At 40.1% G+C, this 22713-nt stretch carries 17 protein-coding genes; 12 read left to right on the top strand and 5 right to left on the bottom strand.

What is annotated here, in order from left to right:
* Positions 1–55: 55 nt before the first annotated feature.
* Positions 56–1573 (bottom strand): DUF4301 family protein, encoded by a 1518-nt coding sequence (locus AXF23_RS05190; RefSeq protein WP_107624538.1) that lies wholly within the window; start codon positions 1571–1573, stop codon positions 56–58.
* A gap of 142 nt (positions 1574–1715) precedes the next feature.
* Between AXF23_RS05190 and AXF23_RS05185 the strand changes: the two genes are divergently transcribed.
* Positions 1716–3926, top strand: coding sequence for a RelA/SpoT family protein (locus AXF23_RS05185; protein ID WP_107625804.1), 2211 nt, complete (start codon positions 1716–1718; stop codon positions 3924–3926).
* 388 nt (positions 3927–4314) lie between these two features.
* Here AXF23_RS05185 and AXF23_RS05180 read toward each other — a convergent pair whose 3' ends face one another.
* Together AXF23_RS05180 and AXF23_RS05175 are read right to left on the bottom strand one after the other, a co-directional pair.
* A complete protein-coding gene (locus tag AXF23_RS05180; protein WP_107624537.1) occupies positions 4315–5478 on the bottom strand; it encodes a penicillin-binding transpeptidase domain-containing protein in 1164 nt (387 codons plus the stop codon).
* A 242-nt stretch (positions 5479–5720) separates the two neighbouring features.
* On the bottom strand, positions 5721–6431 hold the full coding sequence (locus AXF23_RS05175; RefSeq protein ID WP_107624536.1) for a glycoside hydrolase family 25 protein: 711 nt from the start codon (positions 6429–6431) through the stop codon (positions 5721–5723).
* Positions 6432–6599: 168 nt separating this feature from the next.
* Here AXF23_RS05175 and AXF23_RS05170 point away from each other — a divergent pair, with 168 nt between their 5' ends.
* From AXF23_RS05170 to AXF23_RS05135, 8 genes are all read left to right on the top strand, one after another.
* The gene (locus tag AXF23_RS05170) at positions 6600–7544 is read left to right on the top strand and encodes a serine O-acetyltransferase (protein WP_107624535.1); all 945 of its coding nucleotides are present in this window, start codon (positions 6600–6602) and stop codon (positions 7542–7544) included.
* A gap of 141 nt (positions 7545–7685) precedes the next feature.
* Complete coding sequence (locus AXF23_RS05165) at positions 7686–9233, top strand: THUMP domain-containing class I SAM-dependent RNA methyltransferase (protein ID WP_107624534.1); 1548 nt, start codon at positions 7686–7688, stop codon at positions 9231–9233.
* Positions 9223–11433, top strand: a complete 2211-nt coding sequence (locus tag AXF23_RS05160) for a S9 family peptidase (protein ID WP_107624533.1) — start codon at positions 9223–9225, stop codon at positions 11431–11433. Before AXF23_RS05165 ends, AXF23_RS05160 begins: the two co-directional genes overlap by 11 nt.
* A gap of 113 nt (positions 11434–11546) precedes the next feature.
* On the top strand, positions 11547–12815 hold the full coding sequence (gene purD / locus AXF23_RS05155) for a phosphoribosylamine--glycine ligase (protein WP_107624532.1): 1269 nt from the start codon (positions 11547–11549) through the stop codon (positions 12813–12815).
* A 70-nt stretch (positions 12816–12885) separates the two neighbouring features.
* A complete protein-coding gene (locus AXF23_RS05150) occupies positions 12886–13830 on the top strand; it encodes a hypothetical protein (protein WP_107624531.1) in 945 nt (314 codons plus the stop codon).
* Positions 13803–14255 (top strand): YqaA family protein, encoded by a 453-nt coding sequence (locus AXF23_RS05145; RefSeq protein ID WP_107624530.1) that lies wholly within the window; start codon positions 13803–13805, stop codon positions 14253–14255. The genes AXF23_RS05150 and AXF23_RS05145 overlap by 28 nt, the downstream gene beginning before the upstream one ends.
* 806 nt (positions 14256–15061) lie before the next feature.
* Complete coding sequence (locus AXF23_RS05140) at positions 15062–16729, top strand: formate--tetrahydrofolate ligase (protein WP_107624529.1); 1668 nt, start codon at positions 15062–15064, stop codon at positions 16727–16729.
* A gap of 132 nt (positions 16730–16861) precedes the next feature.
* Positions 16862–17296: a hypothetical protein gene (locus AXF23_RS05135; protein ID WP_107624528.1), complete on the top strand. Its 435-nt coding sequence runs from the start codon at positions 16862–16864 to the stop codon at positions 17294–17296.
* A 19-nt stretch (positions 17297–17315) separates the two neighbouring features.
* Here AXF23_RS05135 and AXF23_RS05130 read toward each other — a convergent pair whose 3' ends face one another.
* Positions 17316–18107, bottom strand: a complete 792-nt coding sequence (locus tag AXF23_RS05130; protein ID WP_107624527.1) for a glycoside hydrolase family 25 protein — start codon at positions 18105–18107, stop codon at positions 17316–17318.
* A gap of 374 nt (positions 18108–18481) precedes the next feature.
* Between AXF23_RS05130 and AXF23_RS05125 the strand changes: the two genes are divergently transcribed.
* Positions 18482–18901 carry a transglycosylase SLT domain-containing protein gene (locus AXF23_RS05125; RefSeq protein WP_107624526.1) on the top strand — a complete coding sequence of 140 codons (420 nt, stop codon included), beginning with the start codon at positions 18482–18484 and terminating at the stop codon, positions 18899–18901.
* 179 nt (positions 18902–19080) lie between these two features.
* A complete protein-coding gene (locus tag AXF23_RS05120; protein WP_107624525.1) occupies positions 19081–19761 on the top strand; it encodes a GDSL-type esterase/lipase family protein in 681 nt (226 codons plus the stop codon).
* A 471-nt stretch (positions 19762–20232) separates the two neighbouring features.
* Here the strand turns inward: AXF23_RS05120 and dnaB are convergent, their stop codons facing one another.
* Entirely contained in the window at positions 20233–21753 is a 1521-nt protein-coding gene (gene dnaB, locus AXF23_RS05115) for a replicative DNA helicase (RefSeq protein WP_107625803.1), read from the bottom strand.
* Positions 21754–21850: 97 nt separating this feature from the next.
* Between dnaB and ispE the strand changes: the two genes are divergently transcribed.
* A complete protein-coding gene (gene ispE / locus AXF23_RS05110; protein WP_107624524.1) occupies positions 21851–22690 on the top strand; it encodes a 4-(cytidine 5'-diphospho)-2-C-methyl-D-erythritol kinase in 840 nt (279 codons plus the stop codon).
* Positions 22691–22713 lie beyond the last annotated feature (23 nt).

Here is a 22713-nt window from a genome sequence, read left to right as displayed (position 1 = left end):
AGTTGGGAAGTATTTTATTCTTTATCTACTCAATTTAGGACTGTCCTTCTGATGTTTATTGATGCTGCTCACGCAGAAGGTCGTTGACAGTCTTTACTGGGTTGAAAGTACCGAGTGGCACTTCTACAAAGACGGTATTCCAATCACTCATCGCCCCATTCCACAATCCTGGAAGCTCTAAAGCTTTGAGTTCACGACCATTCTTCGATTTAGAGCTGATGAAGCCTGTTGTTTTATCAACATACTTTGTCAAATCAAAGGCATTACCTTTGTAGTCTTTAATGGCGCATACAAGATCAACAGGGTTAAAGTGAGTACCTTCTGTAAACATCTTCATAGATGTTTCATCGTTCTTATCTATTTGTGAACTTTCAAGAATCTGAAGGCTTACTGTCCCATCATGATTATAAACGAGGAATGGTCCACCACCGGGTTCGCCTACATTCTTCACCATACCACATACACGCATAGGACGATTTAGCTTCTTATATAGGTATTCTGCCAGTGTTGCATCATCAAGAGAAGACCTGTCGTGTTTCTCGCAAGAAAGTTCTTTCTGTAGGAAATCAGCCATCTCTTCAAGCTCAGATCGAGAACAATTGCCCTGTTCTAATTTGTGGAGATAAGCAAAAGCGCGCTCCTGTAATTCAACAAGTTTACCTGCAATAATCATCTTCCAACTAATGGTTTCGTCCTTCAGGCGGTCGGGCACCACATTATCTATATTCTTGATAAAAACAACATCAGCATCCAGATCGTTCAAATTCTCAATGAGTGCACCGTGACCAGCTGGTCGAAAGAGTAACGAACCATCCTCATTACGGAAAGGAGTATTATCAAGGTTTACGGCTATCGTGTCTGTACTCGGCTTCTGTTCAGAGAAAGAAATATCAAAGCTAACACCGTACTTAGCCTCATATCCAGTCTCTTTGTCAGCTACCTTTTGCTTGAAGAAGGCCAAGTGTTCATGTGATACAGTGAAATGTACGTGTGCCTGCTTGTTACTTTCTGCATAACGTGCTGCTTCAACCAAATGTTCTTCCATTGGCGTTCGTGCTCCGTCAGCGTATGAGTGGAATAGAAGCAATCCCTTAGGTAGCTGTCCATAATTCAAGCCCTCCTTATTTAATAAGGTGGCAACAATTGTTTTATAGTGTCCTTCCTCTAATAGTTCGTCCGCACTTTTACCCTTTAACTGTTGGCATTTAGCTGATAATTCATTGAAAAACGCAAAGTCATGGATGTTAGAAAAGAACTCTTTCTCAAAGTCACTCACTGGTGCATCATTGCTACCATTGAGGAATGCGAACAAATCCTTAAACATACGGCTGGCTGCACCAGACGCAGGAACGAACTTAACAACCTTATGCCCACTTGTTTGATATTTTTTCCATGCACGGCAAACATCCTCGCAAGCATCCTTGTCAAGTACTGTAATACCCTTCTTAGGGGTTGCAGCACCTTCAAGTTTCAAGTAAGGAAAACCTCTCTTGAAGTCTTCTAATTGCTTACTAATCTGCTCCTCACTTATTCCTTTATCATGAATTTGTTTTAGGTCTTCTTTCTTTAACATAATGGTAAGGTATTAAAAAGATTGTATTATATCTGCAAAAATAACGAATTAAACCGAAAGAAAGAAACTCTTTGACACATTTCTTTCTCGTTATTTCAATTTTCTTTGTATCTTTGCCTTGGTTAATAGATATATTATGCCTATGGAAGAGAAATTCATTTATACGGATAAAGAGAAGGAGTTGTCTGAAAAGATACTCGAAGAACTTAAGGAAACACTTGGGCAAACATTCTACGAGAATGATCTTCCAAAGCTGCGTGACCATCTGAATAAGACGATTGCTGATAACCGTATTCAGCGTAATGTCTTTAAGTTAAACCCTATATTATGTTCTTTACAAACAGCTGCTATCGCTGTTAAGGATATAGGGTTAAATCGTGAGTCTGTTCTTTCAATACTTTTGTATCAAAGTGTTGAAGAAGGAGAAATAACTCTTGACGAGATAAGTAAGCTATATGGTGAAGGCGTTTCGAAGATTATTCATGGTCTTATCCGTGTACATGCACTTTACAAGAAGACACCAGTTATCGAAAGTGAGAACTTCCGCAACCTTCTGTTATCCTTTGCAGAAGACATGCGAGTTATCTTGATTATGATAGCCGACCGCGTCAATCTCATGCGTCAGATACGTGATGTAGAGAATAAAGAAGCCCAGCGTAAGGTATCTGAAGAGGCCAGTTATCTTTATGCCCCATTGGCTCATAAGTTAGGACTTTACCAGCTTAAGAGTGAACTTGAGGACTTATCGCTGAAATATCTGGAGCATGATGCATACTATCATATAAAGGAGAAGCTCAATGCCACTAAGAAGGTACGTGATGCTTATATAAGTAGTTTCATCACTCCGGTCAGTGAACAGCTTAAAGCCGCAGGACTTAAATTCCACATAAAAGGTCGAACAAAGTCTATTCATTCCATCTGGCAGAAGATGAAGAAGCAGAAGTGTGCCTTTGAAGGAATCTATGATCTCTTTGCTATCCGCATCATTCTCGACTCACCAGAGGATAAAGAGAAGATGCAATGTTGGCAGGCATACTCCATTGTGACGGATATGTATCAGCCTAACCCTAAGCGACTGCGCGACTGGCTATCCGTACCAAAGTCGAATGGTTACGAATGTCTGCACATCACAGTACTTGGCCCTGATAAAAAGTGGGTCGAAGTACAGATCCGTACTGAACGTATGGACGAGATTGCTGAACACGGTCTTGCTGCTCACTGGAGATACAAGGGAGTGAAGGCAGAAGGTGGGATGGACAACTGGTTGGCTTCTATTCGTTCAGCACTTGAGGCTGGTAACAACCTGGAGGTGATGGATGAGTTTAGATCTGACCTTTATGAAAAGGAGATTTATGTGTTTACACCAAAGGGCGATTTGCTTAAGTTTCCTAAAGGAGTTACTGTACTCGACTTTGCTTATCATATTCATTCTAAGATAGGAAATCAATGTGTAGGTGGAAAGATTAATGGTAAGAATGTTTCTTTCCGTACCGAGTTACATAGTGGTGACTCTGTTGAGATACTAACTTCATCGACACAGAAGCCTAACCGTGACTGGTTGAATATCTGTAAGTCTTCGCGTGCAAAGGCAAAGATACGTCTTGCACTGAAAGAAACACAGGTTAAGGATGGCCTGTATGCAAAGGAACTACTCGAACGTAGGTTTAAGAACAAGAAGATTGAGATTGAAGACTCCACAATGGGACAGCTCATTCGCAAGTTAGGGTTCAAGGAAGTCTCTGAATTCTATAAGCAGATTGCTGATGAGAAACTTGACCCTAACTATGTTATCGAGGAGTATCAGAAGACTTATAACCATGCGCACAACCTCAATCAGACAAAGGAGACGGAGAGCGCAGAGAACTTTGAGTTTGAAAATCCTACGACAGAGTATCTGAAGAAGAATGATGATGTACTCGTTATAGATAAGAACCTCAAAGGATTAGACTTCTCACTTGCAAAGTGTTGTCACCCAATTTATGGCGACCCTGTCTTTGGCTTTGTGACAGTCAGCGGAGGTATAAAGATTCACCGAGAGGATTGTCCGAACGCACCAGAGATGCGCAAGCGTTTTGGCTACCGTGTTGTTAAGGCACGTTGGAGCGGTAAAGGTTCCTCTCAGTATGCTATTACGCTGCGTGTCATTGGTAATGACGACATTGGTATTGTAAGTAACATTTCCAATATCATCTCAAAAGACGAGAAGATAGTGATGCGTTCTATCAATATTGACTCTAATGATGGCCTTTTCTCTGGTAATCTTGTAGTCCTGTTGGATGATAATTCCAAGTTGAATATGCTTATCAAGAAACTCAGAACAGTGAAGGGTGTTAAGGAGGTCATGAGAATATAAAATAATCTAATAAGCTTTGTCCCCATTCTCTAACCTTGTTTTCAAGGAGAGAGAATGGGGACTTTTTCTTTTATATCATTCATTTTAGTGGATTATGAGACTGATATAGTTAGTGGAGAAACGGTAATACGCCTTTATGAATATTTATTACAACGAGGAGCTATTACGTCCCTTATTTTGAGAGCCAAAAGTCTTTTGCATACAGATGGTAACTATCAAGTAATTAAGAGGTTACATACCTCATTAGAAGAAGACGCCTAATTAGCTTTGAGAAGGGCGTTTTCAATAGGCAAGAAGGGCGTCTTCTGGGAGACAGAAGACGCCCTTCTTGAGCGTTGATAAGCATCTATTGAATACTACTCCATGATTTTTTATTACAAACCACGGTTTATTTAGTAATTGTGTTAATACGTTCAATGCGCTTTGCCATAGCTTGTGACTTCGAACTCAGTTTACCTTTAAGATACTTTTCCATAATCAAACCTGCTATAGGAGCAGCTACATCAGCACCAAACCCACCATGTTCTATATAAACAGAAATAGCAATCTTTGGCTCATTCATTGGTGCAAAACCAATAAAAACAGAATGGTCTTTACCAGAATTTTCGGCTGTTCCTGTCTTTCCGCAGACCGGATAAGTTGTTCCGTTAAGGACTGTTGCAGTCCCCTTGGTTACAGCCAAGCGCATTCCTTTTATGACATCTGCATATATATAAGGTGGTACTTTCGTTTGTCGAGGGGTTGTAAAGCGTGAAGACAGAGGTGACCAGTCAACATTCTTATGAATGTGTGGTGTGAAGAAGTAGCCTCGATTAGCGATAGAAGCCGCTAAGTTACAGAGCTGAAGCGGTGTGACAGTGATATCTCCTTGTCCCATACCAGCCCACATGATGGTCTTTGGGTCCCAATTATTCTTATATCTACGCGATAGATAGTTCACATTAGCAACCAATCCACCCTTTTCTCCAGGCATATCAATCCCTAATGGTCCACCAAGTCCCATACTTACAATGTATTCCCACCATGTTGTAACAGCCTTTTCCTTGCTTCCATACTTCTGTGTATTACCTAACATAGATAGATAAGACTTCAAGAACCAAGTGTTACAAGAGACAGCCAATGCGCCCGCCAATGCTTCTGGTGAGTAGTGAGGATGGCATTTCACCTTTATGTTCCCATCACGAAAGCCGTCATGGCAGGCTATCTTTGTGTCTGGCTTGACGATTCCTTCTGAGAGGAATACTAATGCTTGAGCAGGCTTAATAGCTGAGCCTGGAGGGTAAGCTGTCGCTATCGCAAGGGCATCATTTGGTCCTGTAGGTGAATTAGTCACCATACAAAGAACCTCACCTGTAGCCGGGTCAACGGCAACAATACTCCCCTTCTTTCCTTGCAGCAATTCTGTTCCAAGCTCTTGCAGCAAAGGGCGGAATGTTAATGGTGGCTCTTCATGGTACTCTTGTGCTTGAACACTATGCAACGTAAGTAACATCAGTGCAAGTATCACAGTACGAAAAGATATAATTCCTTTGTTAATAGTTATTTTACGCATACTTATTAAATTCTTACTTAATAGATTTCTTTCCATTCATGATTGGGATTTATGGCTTATAAAACTGTTGATATTTCTTCTTTGAAGAGGCTGTTATATACTCCTATATTTCTTTTGTAAAGTGTGACGTTGGTTCGTTCTAAGCTTTTAAACGTTACAAATGTACAAACAAATTATGAGTTGGAAACATCCTTTTATTTGTTTATAATAAATTTACAGCAATCCCAAATAATTGTAAACAGCTACAGGCGAATAGACGAAAGGGAGGTTCCTGACATAAATCTGTCAAGGTCGACATTACCATGAATACCACGTACTCGTCCCCGATCAGTAAACTGCCAGATATTATGTCGGCCTACTCCTTTAATGGAAGGACGCTCAGAACTATATCTACTTAAGAAGAGAAAGTACTTGTTATAGCGTGGTGTAAGATGAGAATTATAAAAGTTTACATGTGAATATATAAGCGGTTTCTTTCCATATTTACGCTCAATGAGTTTCGCAAATAAGGCTACGCTATCTTGTACCTGCTTCTTACTCCAGCGTTTTACACCTTCATGCTCTATGTCAATCATAGGAATTAAGTCTTGTTTATGTCCTCGCATAGCCTTCTGAAAATTACGAAATTGAGACCTAACAGAGGTTAAGCAGGAAAGATAATGGTAAGAACCGCAGCGAAAACCTTGACGACGTGCCCCTTTAATGTTCTGTTCGTAGTTCTTATCTTTTATACTTGTTCCTTGCGTTGCTTTGATATATACGAACTTAATTTGTTTGTCTTTAGCCACTTCTTTCCAGTCTATCTTGCCCTGATGATGCGACACATCGATACCATCATATTGTCGTTTGATATTTTTATGAGACTTATGAGAAGTGGTTGCAGCAGACGCCATTACACAAAAAGCAGATAGAATGAGGGTATGAAAAATACGTGGAAAAATAGTTGACTTCATTATTTGAATATTTGAAACATATTGAATAAGACGCTATTCGAACTTATTTTATCCTGTAATAGTGCTTGAAAAGCACTGCAAAATTAGTATATTTTTCTTGAACAAACCCATAAAATATCGATAATAATCATTATCTTTGCAACGTAATTACATCTCGATATAGTATCAATGAGTAAACAAGACATCACTCATCAACTCATACAGACCGTAGATGAGCTTTCTGAACCAGAAGCGTTGCAGGGTATTTGCCATGAACACCGTGATGGAGACCCCTTGCCATCGGCTAAAGAATTGGAAGAGATAATCGAACTCTCACGTTCTATTCTCTTCCCAGGCTTTTATGGAAGGTCGTCGGTTAATTTTGCGACTATCAAGTATCAAATAGGTATGAGTGTTGAACGACTGCATAAACTGCTTTCTCGACAGATTATGGCTGGTCTCTGTTTTAACGAAGATTGTCATTGTCCTAATGCCGCAGACACACGTCTTTGTATGCAAGAAGAGGTTAACAAGATAGCAGGACGTATCATAGAGAAACTCCCAACCTTACGTAAGATACTTTCAACTGATATACAAGCAGCCTTCGATGGAGACCCTGCAGCAGTCAACGTGGGTGAAGTGATTTCATGTTACCCAGCTATTAAGGCTGTTATTAACTATCGTTTGGCACATGAATTAGTGTTAGAGAATGTACCTCTTATCCCACGTATGATTACCGAGATGGCACATTCTGAAACGGGTATCGATATCCATCCTGCTGCAACCATTGGTACACATTTCACTATCGACCATGGTACGGGTGTCGTTATAGGTGCTACTTGTGTTATTGGTAATCATGTAAAACTTTATCAAGGTGTGACTTTAGGAGCAAAGAGCTTCCCACTCGATAAAGAGGGTAAGCCTATTAAAGGGATTGCTCGTCACCCTATTCTAAAGGATGATGTTGTTGTTTATGCCAATGCCACTATCCTTGGTCGTATCACTATTGGGAAGGGATGCATCATAGGTGCCAATGTCTGGGTCACACGGGATATGCGTCCACGAACGAAGAAATACAAACAAAATAAGACCGATATATTAGATATCGACTTTGAATATGGTGGAGGAATATAAAGGTACTACCCCGCTCTCATCTTGAAGAGGAACAAATAGATACTTGTTTAGTAAGATAACAGGCTGTTTCCATGGATGTTAAGAGTGAAGACCTCCCTACTAATCATCATAAAAATTCGTATATAAATATCTATCACATAAATGCAAGAATTTGAACTCATCGCCAAAACCTTCATGGGTTTGGAGCAAGTATTAGCAAAAGAATTGACACAGTTAGGTGCCAATAACGTACAAATAGGACGCCGAATGGTGTCGTTTACTGGTGACAAGGAAATGATGTATCGTGCTAATTTCCAGTTACACACTGCTATTCGTATCCTTAAACCTATCGCACATTTCAAGGCGAAGAGTGCTGAAGATATGTATGAGGAGGTGATGAAGATTGATTGGAGTAAGTATATCCTCCCTGGTAAGACTTTCTCTGTTGACTCTGTCGTTTATTCAGAGGAGTTCACGAACTCACGCTTTGTTACTTATAAGGTGAAAGACGCTATCGTTGACCAATTTAGAGAGCGTACTGGTACTCGTCCAAATATCTCTGTTAGTAATCCTGATATCCGTTTGAATATCCATGTTGCAGAGGATAATGCAACGTTATCATTGGACTCAAGTGGTGAATCTCTGCATCGTCGTGGTTATCGTCAGGAGAGTGTTGAAGCGCCATTGAATGAGGTTCTTGCAGCAGGTATGATACTTATGACGGGTTGGAAGGGTGAAACAGACTTCATTGACCCAATGTGTGGATCTGGTACATTGCCTGTTGAGGCCGCACTTATTGCTCGTAATATTTCTCCAGGAGTGTTCCGTAAGGAGTTTGCCTTCGAGAAGTGGCCTGATTTCGACCAAGATCTGTTTGATATGATATACAATGATGACTCTCAGGAGCGTGAGTTCACACATCATATCTATGGTTATGACGCTGATATGAAGGCTGTCAACACGGCACGTCTGAACGTGGCTGCGGCTGGCTTGTCAAGGTATGTAACCATCGAGCAGCAGGATTTCAAGGATTTTACTCAGCCTAAAGAGAAGAGCATGATTGTAATGAATCCTCCATACGGCGAGCGTATTTCTACACCTAACTTACTTGGAACTTACAAGATGATAGGTGAGAGATTGAAGCATCAGTTTATGGGTAATGAGGCTTGGATATTGTCTTATCGTGAGGAGTGCTTCCGTCAGATTGGTCTAAAACCAAGTATTAAGATTCCTGTTTACAATGGGTCTTTGGAGTGTGAGTTCCGTCGCTACCAGATGTTTGATGGTAAGATGAGTAATTTCCGACACGAGGGTGGTATCATTAAGACCGAAGAAGAGAAACGAGAGATGGCTCAGAAGCATCGTTTTAAGAAGGAGCGTGAGTTTAAGAAACGCCTGGATGAAAATGAACAAAACGCTGAGGCTGATATTCGTTCATTCACGTTTCATAGCTTAGAGCGCAATAAGTTCGCTGGTGGTAAGTTCCGTGAAGACCGTGAACGACGCCCTCGTTTCGACCGAGATACCGAAGACCGCAAACGTTCCTTTAGAAGAGGAGACGATGATCGGAAGCGTTCATTTAGGCATGATGACGACCGTAAGCGTTCATACAACCGTGATGATGATCGCAAATATGGTGGTAAACGATTCGATAAATCTAACAAGCGCGGAGGATTCCGTGGTAAAAACACGTATAGTCATGAAGATTAAATCATTCATCAGTCTTGTGGGCATTTGTGCTTTCACAGGACTTTTATGTCCTACTCAGAGTATGGCACAAAAGCAGTTCACACTTGAAGACTTGAACTTTGGTGGTAACAACTTCTACAACATGCGCCCTGAAGCACGTTATCTAACGTGGTGGGGCGGTAAATTGGTGCGTCAAGATTATAACAGTTGTTCGCTGGTTGACCCCGTAACAGGTAAGGAGACGCAAATGTTCACTCTCGATGACATCAATAAATGGGCAGGGTTGTCTGCTTCAAATGAGGTTGTACGCCACCTCTATGGAGCTGAGTTCCCTTATTCTGACCGTCCTATTGTAGTGGTACAGAACGGTAATGAGGACTTATATGTGAACTTTAAGACACAAAAACTTGAGCAACGTCAGAACCGTTCAAGCGGTCTTCAGGCACGTGAATGGAACAAGTTATCTGGTGCAACGGCGTTTGTAAAAGACCATCAATTATATGTCACGGATGCAAAAGGTGCTGAGCATAAGTTGACATCAGATGGTTCTCGCAACATCGTATATGGTCAGAGCGTACATCGTGACGAGTTCGGCATTAATGGCGGACTCTATTGGAGTCCAAAGGGAAACCGTTTAGCATTCTACCGTATGGACCAAAGCATGGTTGCTGACTACCCTCTCATTGATGTTCCAGAGTTAGATTGGAAACCTGCCAAGGGTGAGTCACGTGCTGCTAAGGTTGATTTAATCAAATACCCTATGACTGGTGAGACCTCTCATAAGGTGACTGTCGGTGTATATGACCTTGCTACAGGTAAGACTATATACCTCCAGGCGGGCGATCCAACTGATCGTTACTTTACGAACATAGCATGGAGTCCTGATGAGAAGACAATTTATATGTTTGAACTCAACCGTGATCAGAATGATTGTCGTTTAGTATCATACGATGCAACCACAGGTGCCAAGCTAAAAGAACTTTATCGAGAGACAGATGCAAAGTTTGTTGAACCATGTCACCCTATTCAGTTCTTGCCATGGAATGATAATGAGTTTATCTTACAGAGTCAGAAGGATGGCTACAATCATCTTTACCTCTTTAATAAAGATGGACGTCAGCTTAAGCAGATAACAAGTGGTAAGTGGGTTGTAATAGACGTACTTGGTTTTAACAACAAGCAAAAGAGTATTGTCTATGTATCTAATGAGTGCAACCCTATTCAGCGTAATACATGGCTTGTTAATGTAGGTTCTGGAAAGCGCACATTGCTTGACAATGGTCGTGGCTATCATTATCCAAAATTGAGTGAAGATGGTAATGCAGTGATGGATAGCTACAGTGAGCCATCTGTACCCCATAAGTATGAGGTCATTAGTTTGACTGGTAAGCCACAACGTCACGATTACTTCACCTCAGCAAACCCTTGGAAAGGATATACAGTCCCTGAATATACAAGTGGTTCTCTTAAGGCAGCAGATGGCAAGACAGACTTATACTGGCGTATGGTAAAGCCTATCAACTTCGATGCAAATAAGAAGTATCCTACAGTAATCTATGTCTATGGTGGTCCTCATGCACATAATGTTGAGGCTTCATGGAACTGGGGTTCACGTGGTTGGGAGACTTACATGGCACAGAAGGGGTACTTACTTTTCATCCTTGATAATCGTGGTAGCGAACATCGTGGTAAGGAGTTTGAGCAAGCAACATTCCGTCATCTTGGCCAAGAAGAGATGAAAGACCAGATGGAAGGTGTCAAATACTTAAAGTCTCTACCATACGTTGACCAGAACCGCATAGGAGTTCATGGTTGGTCATTCGGTGGTTTCATGACTACATCATTAATAACCAATTACCCAGATGTGTTCAAGGTTGGTGTTGCAGGTGGCCCAGTGATTGATTGGAAATGGTATGAAGCGATGTATGGCGAGCGTTATATGGATACGCCACAGTCTAATCCTGAAGGCTATGCACAGACCTCCCTCCTTACAAAAGCAAAGGATCTCAAGGGTAAACTACAGATTATTATAGGATTGAACGACCCTGTTGTTGTTCCTCAGCATGCTTACTCCTTCTTGAAGGCTTGTATTGCTGCTGGCACACAACCCGATTTCTTCGTTTATCCTGGTGAACCTCATAATATGCGCGGACATCAGAGTGTACATCTACACGAACGCATCACACAATATTTTGAGGATTATCTGAAACCTATAAAATAGTATTTATGTTTGTGCGTTATAGCATATATAAACGCAATTAACTGATAATATATAACCCTGTGCGGTAAGTCTGCACTTCCCCTCCATTGTTGGAGGGGCTAAAGAAAACCTTTATGAGAATATTACTTTTAGGCAGCGGCGGTCGCGAACACGCCTTGGCATGGAAGATTGCACAGAGTGCAAAGTGTAGTAAACTCTTCATTGCACCGGGTAACGCTGGTACTGGAGCTGTTGGTGAGAACGTTGCAATTGGAGTAAACGACTTCGATAGACTGAAGGATTTTGTCGTTGAAGAGAAGGTTGACATGGTTGTTGTTGGACCTGAAGACCCATTGGTTAAAGGTGTCTACGACTGCTTTAAGGAGGATAGCCGCACTGCTAACGTTCCTGTGATTGGACCATCAAAGGCTGGTGCAGTACTTGAAGGGTCAAAAGACTTTGCTAAAGCCTTTATGAAAAGACATAATATACCGACTGCAGCTTACGAGACTTTTGATGGTACAACCATTGAAGAAGGAATGCAATTCCTCGAAACGCTCAAGGCTCCTTACGTCTTGAAAGCCGATGGCTTGGCTGCTGGTAAGGGTGTACTCATTCTTCCTACGCTCGAAGAGGCTAAGAAGGAACTTCGTGAGATGCTTGGTGGTATGTTCGGTAATGCTTCTGCCAAAGTTGTTATCGAGGAATTTCTTTCTGGTATAGAATGCTCTGTATTTGTACTTACAGATGGAACTCATTATCAGATATTACCTGAAGCAAAGGATTATAAGCGTATTGGCGAACATGATACAGGCTTAAATACTGGTGGTATGGGTAGTGTTACTCCTGTCCCATTTGCTACGAAAGAATGGATGGCAAAGGTTGAAGAACGTATTATCCGTCCTACCGTTGAGGGCTTGAAGGCCGAGGGTATCGATTATAAAGGTTTTATCTTCTTCGGCTTAATCAATGTTGATGGTGAGCCAATGGTTATCGAATACAATTGTCGCATGGGTGATCCGGAAACTGAAAGTGTGATGTTACGATTGAAGAGTGACATCGTTGACCTCTTTGAAGGGGTTGCAGAAGGAAATCTAAACCAACGACAGATAGCGTTCGACCCACGTTCTGCAGTTTGTGTAATGCTTGTCAGCGGTGGTTACCCAGAGACTTATAAGAAAGGCTATCCAATCACAGGACTTGACAAGGTTGAAGGTTCCGTGGTCTTCCATAGTGGTACTGCTGTAAAGGATGGCCAGATTGTAACTGCTGGAGGTCGTGTTATTGCCGTGTCTTCTTATGGTGAAAACAAGGAAGAAGCACTTAAGAAGAGTTTTGCAGAAGCACAGAAGATTGATTTTACGGATAAATACTTTAGAAGAGATATAGGACAAGACTTATAGTCTTTAGTTCTTGAACGAATGGAGATAGCCTCAGATAATAGTATTAAGTCTATCTCCGTATTTCACAATTATGCAACAAAAACGCATTCAAAATCGAATATCAGAGAGCCGCTGGACACAAGTGTATGTTGTCTCAGCGGCTACTCTTGTATGGACTATAGCTGGGTTATATAACACTTCGGTAATCGTACCAGGTGTTTGTATCTTGTTGGCTACCTATCTTATGATGGAGTTGAATAATGCTAATGCGCTCATTCGTATCTATAGTAGAATGGTGTCATGCTCATTCTTAGTCTTTGCTACTATGGCTGCCTTCATGTTTCCATCTATTCAGACGGCTATCATCATGTTAGGTTTTGTGGGCTTCTACACCTTTGCCTTTCGTTGCTATCAACACACACATGCGCCAGGTTGGACTTTCTATGCGTTCTTCTGCATCGGTATGGCAAGTATCGTATGGGTACAAACACTTTTCTTTCTACCCGTACTATGGATTATTATGCGTACAAACACGCTTTCTATGAGTCCTCGTAACTTTGTTGCATCACTCCTCGGCATAGTATTACCATATTGGTTTTATGCTGGATACTTAGCTGCAAAAGGTGATATAACATTACTGATAAGCCACTTTGAGAAGATTGCAGTGTTTGCTGAACCATTCAATTTTAAGTTATTGAGCTTTAGTCAGGTATTAATACTATCCTTAGTACTGGTTTGCGCTATCATTGGTATTGTCCATTTCATGAACCAAAAGCGTAACGATAATATTCGAACACGTTTGTTTTATCAAGTCTTTATAACGATAGACCTTGTAACAATCGGTTTTCTTTTACTTCAACCTCAGCATTATGAAGCATTGCTGAGTGTAATGATTGTTGCGACAGCACCGCTCATTGCACATTTCTTTGCACTGACACGTACAAAGATAACCAACTGGATGTTTCTTATTCTCTCTTATTCAGCTATCATCATCACCCTATTCAACTTATGGAATCTCTTACACAAATACTTGTAGACTATGGTTATTGGGGAATGTTCTTATCCGCATTCCTTGCAGGAAGTTTCTTACCTTTTAGTAGCGAGGCAGTAATGCTTGGTCTACTTGCGGCTGGTGTCGACCCCGTTCTTTTGCTCGTTTATGGTAGTATAGGTAACGTTTTAGGAGGTATGTTAAACTATGGACTTGGCAGATTGGGCAAGTTGGAATGGCTTGAACGGTATTTTCATGTCAAACAAAAGTCTTTAGATCGAGCCTATCGCTTTATGGATGGACGTGGTGCATGGATGGGTTTCTTTGCTTTCCTCCCAATCCTTGGTAGTGCAATTACCATCGTTTTAGGACTTACACGTGCTAATATTGCATTGTCTGTATTAAGTATTACCTTAGGTAAGGTGCTCCGTTATATCGTTTTGATTTGGGGTGCAACCTCCTTGTTTTAGTCTTCTTTCGTCGAAGACTATATCCACATGTAGCTTGAAAACGTAAAGATATTTCAGTAAACACTCTTCCCTCTATTTGAAGATAGGCTAGAGATGAGGCAAGAAGAGGCCTAATTACATTCAAGAACATGCTCTTCTTACGTGTTGAAGAAGCCCTTCTTAAAGCAAGAAGGGCGTCTTCTGTGACATTGCTTGTAACTTTCTGATTTGATGAAGGTTACAAACTGATTATTAAGAAGTAATATACCCATATTCTAAAGTTGTTTGACATTGATCTGTGTAATGATAATTTACTCTCTTACTGGTGCCCTCAGAATGTAGGTTGAGGACCAATATTCCACAAAGAAAGTCTCACATACGAATTGAGGAGAAACTCCAAGGCCATAAAGAATATATGAAAAAGCACCCAAAAGGTCTGATAAGTTTTTAATCTCCTTAGGTTATATCACAAACACCTAATTATTATATTTGTTGTATCTTCAATGTTTTTACAAGGCGTAAAGGCTCCTATCTAATTGTTTCAAAGCATTTACACGTCGATAAAAAAGTGTTTAAGTGAGCCAAATTCGGCATTATAAGATAGGTTGACGATAGCTTATAAGCATCTGTTTACACACTCAATGGAATGATGACAATCTCATCGTAAGTAGCTCAATAGAAAGGATAAAGAACAGGTTAATATTCGGCAGAACTAAAAACAATGTCATAATACTTAAAAACAAATAAACTTTTTTTTCGCAAGAAATGGTTATATTCAAAATTATTTTCTATCTTTGCGAAGATTACTTAATATAAACAATTTAACTATGAAATCTGACATTGAAATTGCACGCTCATGTAGTATGAAGCGAATAGAGGATGTAGCCGCTACAATTGGTATATCGGCTGACTCGTTAGAACACTATGGTAAGTATATGGCGAAGGTGCCTCTTTCATTGATAGATGAAAAGAAAGTCGCATGTAACAACCTTATTCTTGTCACTTCCATCTCCCCTACTCGTGCCGGAATTGGCAAAACCACAGTAAGTATTGGCTTGTCAATGGCACTTAATAGAATAGGTAAACGTTCTGTTCTTGCACTACGTGAACCAAGTCTTGGACCTTGCTTTGGCATGAAAGGTGGTGCTGCTGGTGGCGGATATGCGCAGGTTGTACCTATGGAGAAGATTAACCTCCATTTTACGGGTGATTTCCATGCTATCACGAGTGCACATAATATGATTGCAGCCCTGCTTGATAATTATCTTTATCAGCATCGAAGTGAAGGCTTTTCATTGAAACAAATCCTTTGGAAGCGTGTCTTAGACGTGAATGACCGTAGTCTTCGCAACATCGTTACAGGCTTAGGTGCTTCCACAGATGGCTTACCATCACAGTCTGGCTTTGATATTACGCCAGCGAGTGAGATTATGGCTGCATTATGTCTTGCCGACAGTGAGCAAGACCTTCGACGCCGTATTGAGAACATAGTATTGGGTATTACCTTTGAAGATAAACCATTTTGTGTACGCGACCTCGGTGTTGGTGGTGCTATCACAGTATTGTTGCTTGATGCTATAAAGCCTAATCTTGTTCAGACACTTGAGGGGACAGCAGCTTTTGTTCATGGTGGCCCGTTTGCGAATATAGCCCATGGTTGCAACAGTTTGTTAGCTACTAAGATGGCGATGTCATTGAGTGATTATGCTATTACTGAGGCTGGTTTCGGTGCCGATCTTGGTGCAGAAAAGTTCTTAGATATAAAGTGTCGCAAGGCAGGAATCCATCCTCGTGCTACTGTCCTTGTAACAACTCTGCGTGGTTTGAAGATGCACGGCAATCTTGCTGATGGTGCTACGCCAGAGCAGGAACGCCAAGCTCTCATAGACGGATTGGATAACCTTGAGCGTCATGTGGAGAATATGCAACGCTTTGGACAGCCAGTTATCGTCACACTCAATAGATATGGCGATGATACTGAGGATGAAATAGCTATTCTTGCTAACCATTGTAAAGAGTTAGGAGTCGGCTTTGCAGAGAATAATGTATTCACTAAGGGAGGCGAAGGAGCTGAGGATCTTGCTCGTCTCGTAGTAGATACTATCGATAAACATGGTGCTAAGGATATCAAGATGGTCTATAATGACGACGATAGTATCGAAGAGAAAGTAAATAAGATTGCCAAGAATATTTACGGTGCACGTTCGGTCATTCTCAGTAAAACGGCTGTAAACAAACTGAAACGTATTCATGCTTGGGGGATGGATAAGTTCCCAGTCTGCATTGCAAAGACACAATTCTCGTTCAGTGAAGACCCTAAGCAGGTGGGTGTAGCCAAAGACTTTGATATAACCATTCGTGATTTTGTCATCAATGGAGGTTCGGAGATGATTGTTGCCATTGCTGGTGACATGATGCGTATGCCTGGACTACCGAAGGTTCCACAAGCTGTGAAGATTGATATCGTTGATGGTGAGATTGAAGGATTAGCTTAATAAGCATCCTCGTCTTCACTTCATCCATACTTGTATAGATTCTCTATGACTCATAGATTATCTATACAAGTAGACTATTAGCGTAGGCTATTACTATTACCAGATAAATCTTAGACTGTTAACACACATAATATGAAGAAAAAGACAATATTATTAATCTTCTTTTCCATTGTCCTTATCGGTGCAATCATTTGGTGCGTAAACACACCTTACCGTGAAGTAAATCTGAATGACACCTTAGAAACAATTCAGAAGAATGACACCTGTATCACTGTCCATGACTTATACAAGGATAAAGAATGGGATAAGATGGTCATTATCAAGCCGTATGATAATCGTACGGCGTCTGACGAAAAGATAGATATGGGATATACTGGGGATCGCGAAGCAATACTTGATAACACATTATTTGATAGTATCTGTACGATTCTATTCCTTAAAGGAAATCAATTAGTTGCCTTCTCAAGTGTCTATCGCAATGTAATTGACTTTAGCCCATTAAATAAGAAAACCTATAAGTCGTCTGATAAGATCTGTATTATTAATAAGGTAGCAACTGATTGTTGATAGATAAACCCCCTACTCCTTATTTTGGCATCTTGAAATCATCTACTGTAACCCCCTCACGTAGCTGATTGATGTCTACGTATGTCCATATTCCATGTACTCGTCCACGCTTACTAAACTGCCAGATATCATGTTTAGTATCAGGTATTTCAGGGCTTAGACTATAGTTTGCTATGAACAAATGATAGCGATTGAACTCTGGGTATAGATTTTTATGATAGTAAGATTCATTCGTATAAATCATCGGATAATGGCCTGTCCGCTCCTTAATTAATCGTATAAACTCGGCAAGATTTTTTTGAATTAGCTCACGTCCCCATTCATGTGTACCGTCTTTTTCAACGTCGACAAGTAAGAGTAAGTCTTGCTTACTGAGATCAATATGATCAAGGAAATTGGTAACCTGCCGTTCCATAGAGGTCCGATAGGTTAAGAAGTGATAAGACCCTACTAACAAGCCCCTTTTCTTTGCTGCTTTAAAGTTCTTCTTATAGAAAGGGTCAACGACTGAGCTTCCCTCTGTAGCCTTGATATATACAAACTTTAATTGGGGATTTTTCTCTACCAGTTCATCCCAATGTATCCTGCCTTGATGGCGTGAAATGTCAAGGCCATCAAAGTCTTTTGTGTACACTCCCTTGGTTATGTCGTTATAAGGCCATTGGTCGCTAACAACGATTCGGTGTTTACGCCATGGCTTAATATCAATGATAAAAATGACTACCAGTACGGATAAAGCAGCACATATCCACCACCAAATACTATACTTATTACGTTTTTGATTTTTGCGCCTATGTTTACGTTTTATCATATATTGTCTTCAGTTATAGAGTCTGTATGGAATACCGAGCATATTAAAGCCCTATAAGCTAACAATATGCTGTTTCAAAGGTTAAAAACCATCACAAAGATAAACATTCTTTTTCATTACCACAAATTGTAAATACGGAAAATATCATAAGATTTCATCGGTCTTAAGCCCCCACAATCAACTGTTTAACATAAAAGTCATTCATCCCTAACTTTATATATTAAACGTTAAAGACTTGTATATCAGGAATATTTTTTGTATCTTTGCAACGTTAACATGAAACTGAGGCGTGGTGGTAACTCATTCTCACATAGGAACACGCCGTAGAGAGTAGCTCATTTGAACTACCCTTCCAAGGTTTCGGAAATTTATTAATGATGAGAATCTTAAAAGTAGTAAGTATTTGTTTCTTAATGATTTTTGCTTCAACTCTTGAAGCATCAGCCAAGAAAGATGGCTTTGATTGGGAACCTGTAATGAACGCAATCATTCAAATTGAAAGCAAGGGCAATCCGATGGCCGTAAATGGTTCGTACGTTGGCGTACTTCAGATTTCCCCAGTTCTGGTTAAGGAGTGCAACAACATCCTCAAAAGCTCTGGTAGTAATAAGCGCTATTCACTTGCAGATCGTTTTAATGCTACCAAGTCTAAGGAGATGTTTGTCATTATTCAGAGTTTCCACAATCCGTTAAACAGCGTTGAAAAAGCTATTTGCTTATGGAGCGGTGGTATTCGTTACAATGTATCGAAGACACAAGCTTATCTCCGCAAGGTGATGCGTCTCATGAACTAATAAGCATAACAATTAATTAAGAACCCTCTTATTAAAAAGTCCGGCTATCTTTTTCTTTGGAATAGATAACCGGACTTTTCCTTTCATATCTCGTACTTATTTCTTAATTTTGCAGTAGGAAAAAGAATCAATTTCAGACTTAGCATTCTGATGATTTGATATGCTATACAAGAAAAAATATGAAGAATAAATTATTATTTTACCTCATTCTTTCTATTACTACCCTATCAATACATGCGCAGGGCATTACTTATCATGGCTCAAAACATTATAACATAAAAGTGAATCAATTCAATAAAGAAGGCTCTTTACCAGACAATGCTATTGTCATGTTAGGCGATAGTCATTCTGAATATGGGAATGATTGGAATCGTTTCTTTCCTAACGCAAGAATGATATTCAATAGGGGTATTATCGGTGATGACAGTAGAGGAATCTTTAAACGATTAAACCAAATTCTGCCATATAAGCCCAGTAAGATCTTCTTTGAGTGTGGAACAAATGACTTAAGCCATGGTTGGACAGTCGAACGCACCTTCCAAGGGGTAGTTAATGTTATTGAGACTATTCGCAAATCATGCCCACAAACGAAACTTTATGTACAAAGTCTTCTGCCATTAAACGAAAAGATTGGAGCATGGAAACTACTTAAAGGTAAGGAGAATATGATTATTCAGTTAAATGAGAGATTGAAGAACTATTGTAACAGCAATAATCTTGTATTTATCGACCTGTATCATCCTCTCTTAGGTACCAACACTAAGGAGATGCATCATGAATATTGTCGGGATGGGCTTCACCTTACTAACAAAGGTTATGAGGTTTGGGCAAATATTATCCGTAATTATATCAATGAATAAACGCTGTTATTTAACCAAGTAAGGATTGTAATCACAGAGGAAGAAAGCAATTTCTTAATCGTGTGCTAACTTGTTATCTTATGGTTAGACTCTTTTCAGATAGACCGCTCGTGAACGAATGTTATTATCATTTTTGTCTATTTACAACCTTGATAATTGCCTATTATACTTATCAATCATAGCCTTCTGTTTGTAATATAAATTCAAGACCTAAAAACAAATAGATGCTTAATAGCATTAAAGAAAACGCCCTTTTAGTTTGTAGAAGATGCCCTTCATCGCCCAAGAAGACGCCCTTTTAAGAGCTTACTAAGCACCTTCTTAAATATAGTTTGTAATCTACTGGTATAGTGTTAGTTACCTATACAATAAATAACGACTATCGTGAACTTAAATAGAGTTCATAAGCCGTTATTCATGTAATATATTTTCGCAATCCTCTATAGGATGTGATAATTAGAACATCAAAATTTAGAATGGTACTGTCGTATCTCCTGTAGGGAAAGGAGGTATTGGCTCATCATTCATCTTACTACCAATAATCTCACCACCCAACGGGTCATTAGGAAGTGGGGCAGCCATATCAAGGTCCTCGGGGTTAGCAAATCGTGTGTATTCACCACGGAAATTAAGTAATACATCACCTGTTGCACCCTTACGGTGTTTAGCGATAATAATCTGAGCCATACCGTGAAGGTCATTACCATGGTCGTCTTGAAGAATATGATAATATTCTGGACGATGCACAAAAAGTACCATGTCGGCATCTTGCTCAATGGCACCAGACTCACGCAAGTCACTTAATTGTGGGCGTCTTCCTTCTTTTGGGTCACGCTGTTCGACAGCACGACTCAACTGTGACAAAGCTAATATAGGGATATCCAACTCTTTTGCAAGTCCTTTCAAAGAGCGGCTAATAGTAGAGACCTCTTCTTGACGGCTATTGAAGCGCATACCGTTGGCATTCATCAGCTGCAAATAGTCAATCATTAGCACCTTTATATTATGTTCACGAACTAATCGGCGCGCCTTAGTTCGAAGTTCAAAGATAGAAAGACCAGGAGTATCATCTATATAAATAGGTGCACCCTGCATCTTTCGGATATTCGAGTCAAAACGCTCCCATTCATCGGGTGTGAGCTGACCATTAAGTATCTTATTACCAGGAATAGAACAAACATTAGAGATGAGACGGTTAACAAGCTGTACGTTGTTCATCTCAAGAGAGAAGAAAGCTATTGGCTGACGATAATCAATAGCTATATTCTTAGCAATACTAAGCGCAAAAGAGGTCTTACCCATGGCCGGACGTCCAGCTATAATAACCAAATCAGACGCTTGCCAACCAGCTGTAATCTTGTCCAAGTCGTGGAAACCACTTGGAACTCCTGTTAATTTATCTTTACTACCTGCTGCCTTGAGCAGTAATTGGTGTGCTTGTTCAACGATGGTATCAATCTGCACATAGTCTTGAAGCATGTTCTTCTGAGAAATCTCAAAGAGAGTTCCCTCTGCTTTCTGCATTAACTCGTCAACATCTACGGTTTCATCGAAGGCATCTGTCTCAATCATTGAGGCAAACTGAATAAGTTGTCGTGCCAAAAACTTCTGTGCAAGGATGTGTGCATGATACTCTATATGCGCTGACGAAGCAACATTAGAACTAAGTTCAACGATATACGATGCTCCACCTACTTCTTCGAGTGTCCCCCTATGACGAAGTTCTTCAACAACAGTCATAATGTCCACAGGTTTTTCCTGTAGATTTAATGATTGCACAGCCTCGTAAATCTTTTCATGACGAGACTCATAGAATGTTTCTGGCTTAATAATCTCAGAAACAACTAAAAAGGCATCCTTATCGATCATAAGAGCACCTAAAACAACCTTTTCAATATCAGTTGCTTGTGGTTGAAGATGACCGAATGTGGTGTCGATAGGAGCTTGTTTGGTCCTTCGACTACTCTTATTGTTACTATTTCTTTCTGGCATACGTTGGCAAAAGTACAAAAAATATTCCATTTCTAACATCATTCTTCTTAGCTTTTATTATCTTTGCAAAAAGAAACTTCTAATTATATTTTTGACTATGATTACTTTCCCATGCTGTAAGATCAACCTTGGATTAAATATAGTAGCAAAGCGCTCTGATGGATATCATGACCTTGAAACAGTATTCTACCCTATTCCATTATGCGACGCCTTGGAAATAAAGAAGATGGATGAGGAATTTCCGTCACCAACACCTATTGACTTAAAGGTGACAGGCAATGTTGTTGAATGTGATGAAAGCAAGAATTTGGTTGTTAAGGCTTATCATCTTCTTGCACAAGATTACGAACTTCCACGTGTTCATGCTCATCTTGTCAAGCGTATTCCTATGCAAGCAGGACTTGGGGGAGGCTCTGCTGATGCCGCATATATGATTCGTTTGCTTGATGAACGATTTAGATTGAACATGGGTAATGCTGAAATGGAACGTTATGCGGCTAAGTTAGGTGCAGACTGTGCTTTCTTTATCCGTTCAGAAATAACTTTTGCTACGGGAATCGGAGATATCCTCGAACCTGTTGACAACGAGATCAATGGATTAGAGGGATATTATATTGCGCTTGTAAAACCAGATGTAGCTGTTTCTACAGCAGAGGCTTACGCTGGTGTAACACCAAAGAAACCTATAAAAAGTTGTCGGGATATTGTTCGTCAACCTATAGATACATGGCGAGAAGAACTGACTAACGATTTTGAAGAATCTATTTTTGAAAAGTATTCTATTCTATCTGAAGTGAAAGAAAAGCTCTACAATAATGGTGCTGTATATGCCCAGATGTCAGGAAGCGGGAGTACTATCTTTGGTATCTTTGGTCAAAAGCCTAAGAACATTAAAGAACTGTTCCCCGATATGTTCACTTATTGCGTAAGACTATAATTATTAATCATATAAACCTATAC

The sequence above is a fragment of the Prevotella sp. oral taxon 313 genome (genome assembly GCF_003043935.1).
GTDB classification, from domain to species: domain Bacteria; phylum Bacteroidota; class Bacteroidia; order Bacteroidales; family Bacteroidaceae; genus Prevotella; species Prevotella jejuni.
Note: the sequence above shows the minus strand (reverse complement) of the source record. Positions and strands in the feature narration are given on the sequence as shown.